This window comes from Reichenbachiella sp. (assembly GCF_965233835.1).
Lineage (GTDB): Bacteria > Bacteroidota > Bacteroidia > Cytophagales > Cyclobacteriaceae > Reichenbachiella.
On record NZ_OZ247585.1, the window covers coordinates 3473578 to 3486980 of the forward strand.

At 40.2% G+C, this 13403-nt stretch carries 13 protein-coding genes; 7 read left to right on the forward strand and 6 right to left on the reverse strand.

What is annotated here, in order from left to right; genetic code table 11:
* Positions 1 to 154: 154 nt before the first annotated feature.
* Genes ACO6S2_RS14730 through ACO6S2_RS14750 form a run of 5 tightly spaced genes read left to right on the forward strand, consistent with a single transcriptional unit; the run spans position 155 to position 4020 of the window.
* Positions 155 to 1624, forward strand: coding sequence for a phytoene desaturase family protein (locus ACO6S2_RS14730; protein ID WP_422359318.1), 1470 nt, complete (start codon positions 155 to 157; stop codon positions 1622 to 1624).
* Complete coding sequence (locus ACO6S2_RS14735; RefSeq protein ID WP_422359319.1) at positions 1621 to 2460, forward strand: phytoene/squalene synthase family protein; 840 nt, start codon at positions 1621 to 1623, stop codon at positions 2458 to 2460. The genes ACO6S2_RS14730 and ACO6S2_RS14735 overlap by 4 nt, the downstream gene beginning before the upstream one ends.
* Positions 2461 to 2462: 2 nt before the next feature.
* Complete coding sequence (locus ACO6S2_RS14740; RefSeq protein WP_422359320.1) at positions 2463 to 2897, forward strand: hypothetical protein; 435 nt, start codon at positions 2463 to 2465, stop codon at positions 2895 to 2897.
* Complete coding sequence (locus ACO6S2_RS14745) at positions 2894 to 3349, forward strand: beta-carotene hydroxylase (protein ID WP_422359321.1); 456 nt, start codon at positions 2894 to 2896, stop codon at positions 3347 to 3349. Before ACO6S2_RS14740 ends, ACO6S2_RS14745 begins: the two co-directional genes overlap by 4 nt.
* A 5-nt stretch (positions 3350 to 3354) precedes the next feature.
* On the forward strand, positions 3355 to 4020 hold the full coding sequence (locus ACO6S2_RS14750) for a lycopene cyclase domain-containing protein (protein ID WP_422359322.1): 666 nt from the start codon (positions 3355 to 3357) through the stop codon (positions 4018 to 4020).
* 178 nt (positions 4021 to 4198) lie between these two features.
* On the opposite strand, the gene ACO6S2_RS14755 is transcribed toward ACO6S2_RS14750, so the two are convergent.
* From ACO6S2_RS14755 to ACO6S2_RS14775, 5 genes are all read right to left on the reverse strand, one after another.
* On the reverse strand, positions 4199 to 4876 hold the full coding sequence (locus tag ACO6S2_RS14755; RefSeq protein ID WP_422359323.1) for a hypothetical protein: 678 nt from the start codon (positions 4874 to 4876) through the stop codon (positions 4199 to 4201).
* A 5-nt stretch (positions 4877 to 4881) separates the two neighbouring features.
* On the reverse strand, positions 4882 to 5106 hold the full coding sequence (locus ACO6S2_RS14760; protein WP_422359324.1) for a DUF2188 domain-containing protein: 225 nt from the start codon (positions 5104 to 5106) through the stop codon (positions 4882 to 4884).
* Between the two features lie 357 nt (positions 5107 to 5463).
* Entirely contained in the window at positions 5464 to 6165 is a 702-nt protein-coding gene (locus tag ACO6S2_RS14765; protein WP_422359325.1) for a lysoplasmalogenase, read from the reverse strand.
* Positions 6166 to 6240: 75 nt separating this feature from the next.
* A complete protein-coding gene (locus tag ACO6S2_RS14770; protein ID WP_422359326.1) occupies positions 6241 to 7446 on the reverse strand; it encodes an MFS transporter in 1206 nt (401 codons plus the stop codon).
* A gap of 100 nt (positions 7447 to 7546) precedes the next feature.
* The gene (locus ACO6S2_RS14775; RefSeq protein ID WP_422359327.1) at positions 7547 to 10417 is read right to left on the reverse strand and encodes a putative LPS assembly protein LptD; all 2871 of its coding nucleotides are present in this window, start codon (positions 10415 to 10417) and stop codon (positions 7547 to 7549) included.
* A 79-nt stretch (positions 10418 to 10496) separates the two neighbouring features.
* On the opposite strand from ACO6S2_RS14775, the gene ACO6S2_RS14780 reads away from it, so the two are divergent.
* Together ACO6S2_RS14780 and ACO6S2_RS14785 are read left to right on the forward strand one after the other, a co-directional pair.
* The gene (locus ACO6S2_RS14780; RefSeq protein ID WP_422359328.1) at positions 10497 to 11282 is read left to right on the forward strand and encodes an N-acetylmuramoyl-L-alanine amidase family protein; all 786 of its coding nucleotides are present in this window, start codon (positions 10497 to 10499) and stop codon (positions 11280 to 11282) included.
* A gap of 8 nt (positions 11283 to 11290) precedes the next feature.
* Positions 11291 to 12244, forward strand: coding sequence for an MlaD family protein (locus ACO6S2_RS14785; RefSeq protein WP_422359329.1), 954 nt, complete (start codon positions 11291 to 11293; stop codon positions 12242 to 12244).
* A 77-nt stretch (positions 12245 to 12321) separates the two neighbouring features.
* Here the strand turns inward: ACO6S2_RS14785 and ACO6S2_RS14790 are convergent, their stop codons facing one another.
* The gene (locus ACO6S2_RS14790) at positions 12322 to 13401 is read right to left on the reverse strand and encodes a hypothetical protein (protein WP_422359330.1); all 1080 of its coding nucleotides are present in this window, start codon (positions 13399 to 13401) and stop codon (positions 12322 to 12324) included.
* Between the last annotated feature and the right edge of the window lie 2 nt (positions 13402 to 13403).

A 13403-nucleotide genomic window follows, 5' to 3' on the forward strand; every position in this document is an offset into this window, starting at 1 on the left:
CAAAAGAAACAACTCCTGTATTCCCATAAGTGAGTTCTGAAAGGCATTGCTGCAATAACCTCTAGTTCAAAAATTCAATTTTAACCAAGAGTTGGTGAACTAATTGAAATATAAAATGGTTTTTTTGTCTAATTAATTATTACTTTTGTTAGACATGAATAAAACCATAAGCATTCTGGGGTCTGGATTCTCCTCGCTCGCATCAGCCTGCTACTTAGCCAAGGCCGGATACGCCGTCACAATTTTTGAAAAGAATGATCAAATTGGAGGTAGAGCCAGGCAATATCAAAAAGATGGGTTCTTATTTGACATGGGCCCAACATGGTATTGGATGCCAGATGTTTTCGAAAGGTTCTTCAATGATTTTGGTATTCAGCCACATCAATACTATAAGCTCCACAAGTTAAATCCAGCTTATCAGGTATACTTCGATAAAAATGACTCCATTTCTATTTCTTCTCATCTGGATGAAATCTATGATTTATTTGAGAAGGAAGAAAAAGGAAGTGCAGATCAGCTGAGGCAATTTTTAAAACAGGCCGAAACAAACTACAATGTGGCGGTAAAGGACATCGTGTACCGACCAGGAATATCTCCGTTGGAACTGATCAGTCCTAAAACCATCAACAGACTCCACCAACTATTTTTTGATATACGGAGGCAGGTAAAACAAAAATTCAATAACCCCAGACTCATTAAAATTCTGGAATTCCCGGTACTCTTCTTAGGTGCTAAACCTAGCAACACGCCGGCCATGTATAATTTTATGAATTGGGCTGACTTTGGACTTGGCACCTGGCATCCAGAAGGTGGAATGTACAGTGTAGTTGATGGCATTGCTAAATTGGCTGAAGATCTTGGAGTTACTATTGAACTGAACTCGCCTGTCGAGAAAATAGAAGTCAATGCAAAGGGTACGGTTGATGGCATTCGCATAAATGACCAACTGATTCCTTCAGACATTGTGCTTAGTGGCGCAGACTACCACCATACCGAACAACTACTTGACCCACTTCATAGACAATACTCAGACAAATACTGGTCTAATAAAACCTTTGCCCCGTCTAGCCTTCTGTTTTATGTGGCCTTCGACAAAAAAATCAATAACGTGAGTCATCACACCCTGTTCTTTGACAAAGAATTTGACTCTCATGCGGCCTACATCTATGATATGCCTGCCTGGCCCAAAGACCCATTGTTCTACGCCAGCTTCCCGAGTATGACGGATGAAAAATTCGCGCCCGATGGAAAAGAAGCTGGTACTTTTTTGATTCCAATAGCAGCAGGCATTGAAGATTCTGATGAAAACAGAGAAAACTACTTTAATCTCATTATTGACAGGATGGAAAAGCTAACCAATCAAAAACTAAAAGAGCACGTGCTTTTTACGAAGTCCTACTGCATCAACGATTTTATAAAAGACTACAATTCATACAAAGGCAATGCCTATGGCCTGGCCAATACGCTCACCCAGACGGCATTTTTAAGGCCCAAAATAAAAAGCAAAAAAGTTAAGAACCTGTACTTCACAGGACAGCTCACTGTTCCTGGCCCTGGAGTGCCACCTGCACTGATCTCCGGAAAAATAGCAGCAGACCTAATCACCAAGCAACTAAAAAAATGAAAGAATTATTTGATCAAGTATCTCATTTGAGCAGTGTGCTTATCACCAAAAAGTATAGCACCTCATTTTCTATAGCGGTGCAGCTTCTCGCTCCTCGTATTCGTCCTGCCATCTACAACATTTATGGATTCGTAAGATTGGCCGATGAAATCGTCGATAGTTTCGAAGGCTATCCCAAGGAAGAATTGTTGGACAGATTTGAGGAAGAATACAACTACGCACTAAAACATAAAATAAGCACAAATCCGATCATCAATGCCTTTCAAAATACGGTGGCTGAATATCAAATAGATGATGCGCTTGTTCGAGCATTCCTAAAAAGCATGCGCGCAGACCTCACCAAACAGGTGTATCAAAATCAGCAAGAAATGGCAGCATACATTTATGGTTCAGCAGATGTTGTTGGGTTGATGTGTCTGAAGGTTTTTGTAAATGGAGATCAAGCTGAATTCGATCGACTCAAAGGGCCTGCGATGAAGCTCGGCTCAGCATTCCAAAAAGTGAACTTCTTGAGAGATTTCAAGCAAGACTTTGATGAATTGAACAGAACTTACTTTCCCAATATCAACCCTGACACTTTAAAGGCAGAAGAAAAAAACCAAATCATTCAGGAGATCAAAGAAGAATTCAAGGCGGCCTATGATGGAATCAAAAAACTACCCAACGAAGCCAAGTTGGGGGTATATGTGGCTTATAAGTATTATTCAAAGCTGCTCAAACAAATAGACCAAACACGACCTGAAGTATTAAAAGAAAAAAGAATAAGCGTATCCACGCCATCCAAAACATATTTACTAATTAAGTCTTACATTAGCTACCAACTCAATTTTATTTAGTCATGCAGCTCCTGTTGTTTTTAGGCTTCCTCTCTACCGATTCTATTATTCAAACTCATGTAGTGCATGAGTTTCACCTCCTTGAAACCAGAGAGGAAGAACTCGCATTTATAGACAAATACCAAGACGATTCAGACCCTACCAAACTTGGATATGTGTGTGCTGTAGAAATGAAACAGGCTGAATATGGGATCAATCCGATTTTCAAATACAAGACCTTTGTAACTGTCAAACAAAAGCTAGATGAACTGATCGAAGCCAACCCAACCAACGTCCATTTAAGATACGTTCGATTGCTGCTCCAAGAGAGTACTCCAAAAATCCTGGGTTACAACGAAAACATAGAAGAAGACAAATGCATACTCACCGAAATATTGGAGGTCAATGATGAATCGGACTTGCTAGATGATTACATTTATAAAAATACTTCGCTATGATAGCTTTCTATATACTCATCACTATAGTTACGTTTAGCCTGATGGAAGTAGTCACCTGGCTCACGCACAAGTATGTGATGCATGGTTTTTTGTGGTATTTGCACGAAGATCACCATCAACCGAAGTACCAAAATCTTTTTGAAAAAAATGACACTTTCTTCGTCATTGGGGCAATTCCGAGTATCATTCTTTTTTACCTTGGAACAGTCCCTGATATCAACTTTAAATTTTTCATAGCACTGGGCATCTTGTTTTATGGAATTGCTTATTTTCTGGTTCATGATGTATTGATCCACCAAAGACTTCCATGGTTCAAACACACCAAAAACAACTACCTCGTTGGTCTAAGAAAGGCGCACAAAACACATCACAAACATTTGAATAAAGAAGATGGCGAGTGCTTTGGCATGCTGCTGGTACCTAAAAAATACTTTAGAAAAGCAGTCCAATGACACCCATGTATTTCTACATACTCATGGGTTCTGTCATCGTACCCATGCTCTACTCCATTTTTGTCTGTGATTTCATTATCCACTGGAAAAAGTTCTTTTTATCTACAGCCAGTATCGCTGTCTTATTTTTGATATGGGATGCTTTTTTCACCTCCTGGGGTGTATGGGGGTTCAATGATGACTACTGCTTGGGTCTATACATCTTGCGTATGCCTATCGAAGAATGGTTATTCTTTTTCATCATTCCTTTCTGTAGCCTGTTTACGCATTTTGCGTTTTTCTACGCTTTCCCAAAACTGAAGCTAAATAAGCAACTGACGCAAATCATTTCTGCTTTGATCGTGCTCACGGCAGCATCGCTGATCATCATCTACCCTACCAGAGCCTACACCGCAGTCAACTATTCTTTTCTGCTCATTACCCTGTCACTTGGCATCCTATTCAACATCAGACGGCTGCAGCAGTTTTACATCTCCTTCCTGATTATACTCGTTCCGTTCTTTATCGTCAATGGGTTGCTCACTGGGGTATTAAGTGAAGCACCAGTGGTGTGGTATGATAACCAGGAGAATCTAGGCATCAGGCTCCTCACCATTCCCATCGAAGACATTGGCTATGCTTTCACCATGCTATTTGGCAATCTGGTGATATTTGATTGGCTGAAAGATTAACGGGCATCTTAGCTAATGCCAAATAGCTAGAAGAGCATTATTCAAACAAGCGGCATTACCCATTTAGTAGGGTTACCTTCTAGGTTCGTAGGTTGTCATAGCCTTTGCGAAAAATCCAGCAATCGGCAAAAACATGTACTCAATTAATAAAAGCCCCAACTTTCATTGAGGCTTTATCTTAGTCATTAATAGAATCCCAAACCTGCTTCACTTTTTTACATATATTTCGAACCTCACTTGAAGTTATGTGATCTTCGGCTTTAGCAGGGACAATTCTTCCAGCAAAGATATCAAGACAATAACAAGCCTCGGGAAGAACAAATTCACCAGGTTTTATGACTTCAGCAGTCAGATATGTAAGAATCGTATCCGAAACAATTTTACCCTGTTGAATGGAAAATGGCTTTCCTTTTGAAATGTGAATTTTCACACCTCCATAAAATACATCTCCATCAATTTGACTTTTAATAACAAGATCTGGAGCCACCAGAACATCTACACCTCCAATAATTGTAGACTTCCTTTTGGGCTTTATCACCTCATATTCGGTCTCCTTAAAAATTGATGGTAGTTGCATTTCAACAAATCGTTCAAGAGCTTCAATAGATACTTGTCTATCAATTTCTTGCCTCCTATTTTTCGGAACTCTTGACTTCAATATACCTAAAGCATCAATAACTGGATCTAAATTCCCGTTGTCACCCAGACTTTTTTTCAATCGTGCCTTAGGCAATTGATACCAAGGAATTAAAAAAGGATTTGGTTTCATTTGCTGATTAACAATCTTCTCCTTACCTGCATCAGTTGCATTATAAAATTCTGCTAACTGATTTAATGATATTTTGTAATTTCCCATTGCAACTAACCTTTTGGTGGAAAACTATCATTACCATAGGAGTTCTTCTGACGGATTTTCCCATCTATTCCATGAACTAGCATTTCTGACTTGTTGGCAATCGCTAATTCCCTTGCTTGTCTTATTGCATCTTTTTGTGTTGATGCAATTTTTGAAGCGAGCAGAGCACCTTCCTTCTTTACAGCCCAATTTCCATTTGAACTGGTTAAAACATGAATGTTTTTTTTCATGATATTATTTATTTTATTAAAATTTCTCAACCTACCCGAGATCATCTCGTATTATTTGATAATCCTAATAAAATTAATATCTTCGCGTCGCGAAACATGAAGGTCTACTCGTTTAGATCATCAAAACATGCCGATTGGTTCACATTGGATTGATTGGCATGTTTCTTACAACTGTCTTGCCAAAAGGTCAACACTGCCATATCGACATAATTAACAAAAATTAACAATTGGTTATGGCATATTTACTGACAAAACACTGTCAGTTTTAAAGTTATTAATCTGAATATTAAAATTTCAGCGATATTAGAAGTTTAAATCTTGAGGCAGCACATCTCAATAAATTTAATTTTATAGCACTTACCCCCTCCCATTATAACCCTTCAATAACCCATTAATAATATTCCACTGGGCGAGGATGTAGGTGCCCATGATCCAGATGGAGGCGTTTTCCATGGGAGCGTAGAATTTGTTGATCGCGATGAGCGAATCGGATAAGATGAAAAGGATGGCACCGAAGACCACTTGATTGAAGCTTTCCGTATTGGTTCGGCCATTTCTATATACCGCTCCTAGTGCCATCGTACAAATCAAAGTGGCATAGATGGTTACTGGAATCTTCAAACCATCTAAAGAAGGCCAAAGGGTGTACAGCAACCCAATAGCAAATACCGCAAATGGCAAGACATTAAACATATGCTGAATCGGAGCGAAATTATCACCTCCACCCTGCGTTTTAGCATTTTTGAACGAGAAAAAGTATAACGTTTGCGCGACAGCGAAGGCACCAAGTCCTAGCAAAAAGAACCAATCCGCTTCACCCACATACATCAAGGCTACATCTCCAAACCAGGAAAAGAGTAAGGCAAATACAGCTAAAATGAAGGATAGATTCACAGGCACTCTCATGCCTTTTCGAAAGTATACCAGCAACACAGGCATCAACAGCGGTTTGGTGAACTGATTGAGCCAACTCCACTCCATCGCATGACTGAGCAGTTCAGCTACCGCGATGACAATAAATACATACTTGAGAATCTGGGCTGTTTTTTCGTCTTTCATCTATCTACATTGCTTTACTCACGAAGTGAGGGTTTAATGCCCAAACACTTAACTTGTAAACTATTATTTTCTTAATCAATCCTCATGAGCTTGCTCTGAGGCCGGTTGACTAGCTAGCGCCAATTTCTTAACCGGATTCGAATATAAATAGATGAGTCCAATTAAAACGGTCGCCGAAGCAATATAAAAGACCAAAGAGATGTTTGCCAGTTCATTGTTGTAGATGAGGCCCGATAAGAAAGCACCCATACCAATGCCTATCTCCAGTGCAATGTACATGGTAGCAATTCCTCTCCCTCGATGCGCTTCATTGCTAAGGTCAATCGTCCAGGCAAAAATGGTGGGTGAACAAATCCCTACGCCCAAACCAAACGCCACACCACTGATTACAAACATAGTTTGGTTATCGGTATTGGCTAACAGTAGCATAGCCACCAGCAAAATCATACTCCCTATTTTGAGCACTGGAATTCTTCCATATTTATCCGACGCTTTGCCGGCAACAATTCTCACCAACAAGGAAGCAATGGTAAAAAAGGTAAAAAACAGTCCACGATTAGGGAAGCCAAGTTTATCACTCAAATCGGGTATTACCGTAAGAATAGCTCCAAAAGAAAACACCGATAACATCATCATCAATGAAGGTGAAATCACATTGGGCTCGAAGACTTCGTTGGGTTTTACATAAAAATGACTGGCAGATAGTTTCTCTCGATCTTTCAATGACTCTTTCATCCCGATCAAAATCAAAACGGAAAGTATAGCAAATGAAGAGGAGCTATAAAACATAGCATTCAATCCTGCACTAGACGCAATGAAAGAACCAATCGCTGGTCCGGCTGCCATTCCTAAACTACTGAAGAATCCAACGATGCCCATCGCTTCTCCCCTTCTTGCGGCTGGCACAATATCCGCCACATAAGCCGAGGTACCGGTAGGTTTGAATCCTGTAGAAAATCCATGAAAGAATCTCAGTGCAAAAAAGCCAATAATTCCAGTCACAAAGGGGTAGATCAGCGCAGCGATACCACTCACCAAAGCCCCTACAACCATCACAGGAATTCGACCGACTTTGTCGGCCAACTTACCACTGAAGGGTCTGGACAATCCTGCCGTGACGGTGAATAGGGCAATAATAAGCCCTTTGTATTCTCCTCCTCCCAGGCTATCCAGATAGGATGGCAACTCTGGGACAATCATATTGAAACTTCCGAAAAACAGAAACCCACTCAAGCATAGCAGAGCGAATTGGAGGGTGAAAATTGAGTTATTGTTGTTCATAGTAGGCACGCAAAGCTAACCCGAATATCATATAAACCTTCCGAGGTTTATATCTCTTCTCTATTAGGAAATTATTAAAAGTGATGAAGTCTAATCGACCTTAAAAACTGGTGAACGTAGAACGGCTCTTTTTGTCCAGTTTCAGATCTTTCAGCAGCTGAGAGTTTACACGTATTTCAACAAAATAAGATTGGCGAGGACCAAACGGCACCCAGTTGAAATTTAACGTCCAGCAGTGTAAATCTCTACCGATATTTAAACGAGTTACGGTAAACTCCTTATTCTTTATATCATATCCTGAGTTAAAACCAATTCGGGTTTTATCAGTAATACTCAAATTACCATTGAAATTCAGCGTTTGGGTAATGACCGGGTCATTGAACCCATTCTTGGTATAGTTGAACGCGTAGTTTACATTCAGCGCCCAGGGAACGTCGAAAGGCACATACTGGTTAGGATCTCTTGAAATAAACTGGTTTACATTTCCAGCAATTTGATTCTCCTCCATACCTGGCAAAAATGGATTGTCTGGATCTGAGTTATTAATATGATCTGGGTTCATGCCCACGCCTTGACCCTGCTGACCTTCTTTTGACTTACTCCCTTTTGGTTTCAAATTAAGTCCTATTGCTACATTGGCTCTGGTCAGTCGACCCAAGCCTTCTCCATTGTCCCAAGCCAGTCGATTGATTCTTCGTTGATAAACCTGATCATTAGAACCTATACTGTCCAACACGTACACATAAGGATCAATTGTTCCACTCATATTTAGGCTCACCACTCTATTAAACAAGCTCGTACGGGCGTTCCAGTTGATGTTACTCAGATTGAAAGAATCTGCCAAGAAATTATAACCTGAAGACATGGATAGGTTGTCAAATATTTTCACCTTTTTATATTCTTCTATAGAGTCGTTTTTTGCCTTTACCTTCATTTCTAAGTTATGATTCATAGAAAAGGATAAACTGGCACTTTCACCTTGAGGTGGCCCTCCATAAGCAAAGCCCTGATACTTAGACAATGTACGTGTGTTTCCGTCTTCGTCAATCTGCACCTCACTATAATTGCCCTTCGAAGGATCTCCAAAATCAGGACTGTAACTAAAACCTACACTAGGTGTGATAACGTGTCTAATCGCTTTAACCTTGCCCCCACCAAAATTATACATCCCGTAAAACCGCGTAGACACCGACGCTCCTGAACTGTACCAGCCCGCTCTAGAAAATTGTCTCAATGTGTCCACTCTCACTCCTTCTTCTACTGGATCATAAGTGTATTGCAGTTCTTTAGGATACCATACTTCAGTGTAGTTGAAACTAGGACTGACCGTCAAATATTTCATCACGTTGAAAGAAGTCGCAATTGGAATGGTGTGCCTCGCTCCCAGCTTGGCTCGATCAAATAATGTGGCTAGGTTATCCGAGCTAAAACCAATCACACTATCATCCAGCGGATTTCTATTAACCACGTCAAAGCTGGGGTTAGCAACCGCGGAATTGGATAATTCACTTTTTGCCACCAGATTATAGGAGAATCCCAATTTGCTTAATATACCGTTCTTTGAGCTCACCATATTTTTAAATGGGTAAATTCTGTTCATATTGAAACTCATTTCTGGCAAGGTCACATTGACAATTTCTGTACTGATATTTTGGCTATGTCTGGCATTGACACTCAAATTGAACGGAGTCCCCTGAAAAGTCTTTGAGTAAGAAATATTCGAGTTGAATTGTGCATTTACACTTTGTTGATAGTCATAACCTACATTGTTGGCGTTTGCAGAATAAGTAGATGTACCCGCCGATACCGAAGCTGAAAATCGAGAAGTCCCGACCGACTGCGGACTATGTGACCAATTCAACCAAAAATCCTTTGAGAACGAATCATCCTCAAACTGTGTGCTATTAGTCTTATTGTATCTCAGGTTGAAATTACCAGAAAATGCATATCTCTTTCGATAGGTCGAAACACTTTGTAGGCCATAACTTCCATTGGTGAAAATGTCTCCGGTCAATTTCAGATCCATGTAATCATTGATATCGAAATAATACCCGCCGTTCCTTAGGAAAAAACCACGCTGCTGATCTTCGCCATATGATGGAAAAATGATTCCTGAAGCCTTTTCTTTTGGCTGAGGGAACATACCAAATGCGAATCCAATTGGCGTTGCTATTTCCCCAAAGTATAAATTGAATGGACCAGAAACTACCTTGTTGTTGGGGATTACCTTCAATTTAGATGATTTGATGTAGTAGTGCGGGTAGGCATGGTCGCAAGTAGTGTATTTGGCCCCTCTGATAAACATCTCATCTTTTTCGTTTTTCTTCACCTTTTCACCATGCATAAAAGCTCCATCCTGCTCGGTAATCACCCCGTTGATCAGTGCTCGCTTCGACTTGAAATTGTACTTAATATCGTCGGTTTCGTACACATCCTGTTTTTCAGTAAATACCGGCTTTCCTACTTTTCTTCCTGTAGTATCGATTACATATTTCGCCTGAATGGAGTTGGTCACCCAATCCAGCGAAATTCGCTCTGCAGATAGCGATATGTCTCCGTAGTCAATTTTAGAATCTCCATACAGATACATCATTTGATTTTCTAAATCAAAGAAAATAGAGTCGCTGGCCTTATAATCAATCGTAGTCTCAATATCACCTTTAGGCTTCTTGGTCACAGCTTCAGGCACGGTTTCTGTTAAACTGTCTACCACAGCGGGATCAATCCCCAGACTTTCTGCCAAACTATCGATGACAGCGGCGTCTGCACCCAAAATGTGCTGAGCGGAATCGGCGATTAGCGGCAAGTACTCAGGATGATTCACTAAAGAGTCTCGAAGACCCAAAGAATCGACCAATTGAGGCAATTGCTGCAGGATTTGAGCCGTATCTAGTGTGGGAACTTGACCAAAAGCTGAAAACCTAACGGAAATGAGAAAAAGAAATGGGACTACGTACTTGATAATGCGCACCAGGGGTTTTCAGTTACGAGTAAAAATTTACATTTTTGTACAAAAATATTGCCATTATAATTTAAACTAGCGTATCTGGATGAAAAATATTTTTGCAATATCATTTTTTTCGATTTTGTTCATTTTGAGCTCCTTCAACTACACCGGGGTAAAGGATGTGACCATTAGAAAAATTGTGATTGATGCCGGCCATGGAGGCAAAGACCCTGGCACTTTTGGGTCTTATTCTAAAGAGAAAGACATTGCGCTGAGCATAGCGATGGAGACCGGTAAAATCATTAAAAAATATATGCCTGAGGTAGAGGTCATTTATACTCGACAGGATGATAGTTTTCCAACTCTTTTCGAGAGATCTGATTTAGCCAACAAAAATGACGCTGATCTTTTCATATCCATCCATTGCAATAATGCACCCTGGAGCAACGAGGTGCATGGCACAGAGACTTATGTCATGGGTCTCAAAAATTTTGATAGAAATTTTGAGGTGGCCAAAAGAGAAAATTCTGTAATACTTCTAGAAGAGAATTACGAAGAAACCTATCAGGGCTTTGACCCGAATTCACCTGAGTCGTATATTCTATTTTCATTAACACAGTCCGTCTACCAAGAGCAAAGCATTCTGTTGGCTACGAATGTAGAAGACCAATTCAAAAATCGTGTAGGAAGAAAAAGCAGAGGCGTTAAACAGTCGAGCCTGTACTTGCTTTGGAGCTCTGCTATGCCCAGTATATTAGTCGAAACTGGATTTTTGAGTAATCCCAAGGAGGAGAAGGAATTAAATGATAAATTGCAACAAACCTATATCGCATCTGGTATCTACCGTGCGTTTCGTGATTACAAAACCGAAATAGAATCTAAAAATTAAACCTAAACGTGAGCAAAGAAGTAAAAGTAGGCTTGTTCGCCATCATCTCAAGTGCCATCCTCTATCTCGGATTCAACTATTTGAAAGGAAAGGACTTCTTCTCTCCTACCAATAAGTATTATGTTCTCTACAAGAATATTGATGGATTGAATGTTTCAAATCCTGTGATTGTCAACGGCTATGCTGTGGGCCGTGTGAGCTCAATTGGCATTTTACAAGAGAGAGACAATAAGATTATTGTAGAACTAGACGTGGATGAAAATGTAGTCTTGGGAGATTCCACTGTGGCTCAACTAACCAACAGTGATTTCTTAGGTAGCAAAGCTATTTTGCTACAAATTGGTGACTTATCTAAACCCTTAGAAAGTGGTGATACCCTAAGGTCTGACATAGACAAAGGCTTGGCAGCGCTATTTGAAAGTGCCGAACCCATTACTTCGAACCTTACAGTAACGATTAGAAGAATCAATGAAATTTTGCTAGGAATGGAAGGCGCTGGTGAAGATATCAAAGCCGTTTTGCAATCACTTAATACTACACTAAAAGGTGTCAATCTTTTTGTAAGACAAAACAACCAAAACTTGAAGCAGACCCTAACCGGGGTAAACACTTTGCTAGCCAATGTAAATACCAAGGTTGACATGCTTGAACCCATTTTACTCAATGCCGACTCTACCATTAGTATGGTCAATGACTTACCACTTGACAGCACACTAAACTCATTAAATGGAACACTTGCTGAACTGACATTGCTTTTAGATGATATCAATGCAGGAAATGGAACTGTCGGTAAAATTTTAAAAGAAGACAGTCTTTACAACAACCTAAACAAGACCATTCAAGATTTAGATCAGCTTTTGATTCACTTTGATCAAAACCCGAAACATTTCCTTGGACCACTCGGTAAATCCAGAAAGAAAATCGAAAAAGACAGGGCTAAAGCGGCTGCAGCTGCGGAGTAAACCAAAATCATCCAAATGTAACAAAAAAGTCCCGTCAGGTTTGACGGGACTTTTTTGTATATCAATTCCGAACTTTATTATAAAATAAATCCAAAGCTTATCGCTTGCAACTCTGGCCCTCTGCCTTCAGCAAAGACATCATTTAGATCATAATTGAAGAACAAGTCCATGCCTCTGAATCCTACCTGCGCTTTTATCCCGTATCTGAAATTATTCAGATAGTAATTACCCTTGTCCTTATCCTTCTTATTATCACCGTTTTCCGAGTATTTGATTTTAGTCCAGCTATCTATACGGTAACCTGCATACATTCCAGCTCCGATTCTAAATCCTCTATTACTGTATTTACTCCAATTCCACCCACGATTTCTTCCTCTTGAATTAAACTCTAGCATGGGCATCAAGCTAGCATTAACATAAGTGGCGGCTAGTTTACTTTTCTTACCGTTGATATTCGGGTCTTCCACAAAAGTGGTTTCGGCATCAGTTTTGGTGATTCGCACAGCTGTATTTTCCATTTTCCAGTTGTACCAAGTCATATTTCCACCCCACTTCAATTTTAGAGGCCCTGCTATCCTCGTGTGATATGCTCCACCAACCCCTACATACCATGAACCCCAGGGTTTGACCGCATAGGCCGCATTATTATTGTCTGGGAAAGAGCCGTTCTCCAGCCAGTTGTTCATTCCCAACTCCACTTCAAACGTACCGTATGTACCTCTGCCACGAGGCTTACGCCGATCAACTCTTACGTATTCATCGTCATCGTAATCATCGAATCGGCTCCCATAGTCATCCCGATCATATCTTCTTTCATATTTATCGTCTTGATAGCTATCATCTCCATAGTAACTCAAGGGTTCAGTAGACTTATCAACATCTACATTAGTGTCCTTCCTGTATTTATCAGACTCATTGACTATGCTTATTTCTTCTGTATCAGAAGAAGTAGAATCTATACTTTGGTTCAGTTCACCAATCATGGCATTAATATCGTATTCTTCAAGGTCTTTCAGGTCCTCTTCAGTTTCCGCATAGATAACCATCTTACTGCGTTCTCCAAACTCTATCACCACGGTATCTTCCTGTATCGGATCTCCTGCCCTAGCTCCTATGGCAAGGACACCTGAGAGTATAAATAGTCCTAATCTTTTCATTG

What these genes read in the sequence shown, in the direction of transcription:
- ACO6S2_RS14750 (WP_422359322.1), top strand. Translation starts at nt 3,355, where the DNA reads ATGTATTTCTACATACTCATGGGTTCTGTCATCGTACCCATGCTCTAC.
- ACO6S2_RS14760 (WP_422359324.1), bottom strand. Translation starts at nt 5,106, where the DNA reads ATGAAAAAAAACATTCATGTTTTAACCAGTTCAAATGGAAATTGGGCT.
- ACO6S2_RS14765 (WP_422359325.1), bottom strand. Translation starts at nt 6,165, where the DNA reads ATGAAAGACGAAAAAACAGCCCAGATTCTCAAGTATGTATTTATTGTC.
- ACO6S2_RS14740 (WP_422359320.1), top strand. Translation starts at nt 2,463, where the DNA reads ATGCAGCTCCTGTTGTTTTTAGGCTTCCTCTCTACCGATTCTATTATT.
- ACO6S2_RS14730 (WP_422359318.1), top strand. Translation starts at nt 155, where the DNA reads ATGAATAAAACCATAAGCATTCTGGGGTCTGGATTCTCCTCGCTCGCA.
- ACO6S2_RS14755 (WP_422359323.1), bottom strand. Translation starts at nt 4,876, where the DNA reads ATGGGAAATTACAAAATATCATTAAATCAGTTAGCAGAATTTTATAAT.
- ACO6S2_RS14780 (WP_422359328.1), top strand. Translation starts at nt 10,497, where the DNA reads ATGAAAAATATTTTTGCAATATCATTTTTTTCGATTTTGTTCATTTTG.
- ACO6S2_RS14745 (WP_422359321.1), top strand. Translation starts at nt 2,894, where the DNA reads ATGATAGCTTTCTATATACTCATCACTATAGTTACGTTTAGCCTGATG.
- ACO6S2_RS14735 (WP_422359319.1), top strand. Translation starts at nt 1,621, where the DNA reads ATGAAAGAATTATTTGATCAAGTATCTCATTTGAGCAGTGTGCTTATC.
- ACO6S2_RS14790 (WP_422359330.1), bottom strand. Translation starts at nt 13,401, where the DNA reads ATGAAAAGATTAGGACTATTTATACTCTCAGGTGTCCTTGCCATAGGA.
- ACO6S2_RS14770 (WP_422359326.1), bottom strand. Translation starts at nt 7,446, where the DNA reads ATGAACAACAATAACTCAATTTTCACCCTCCAATTCGCTCTGCTATGC.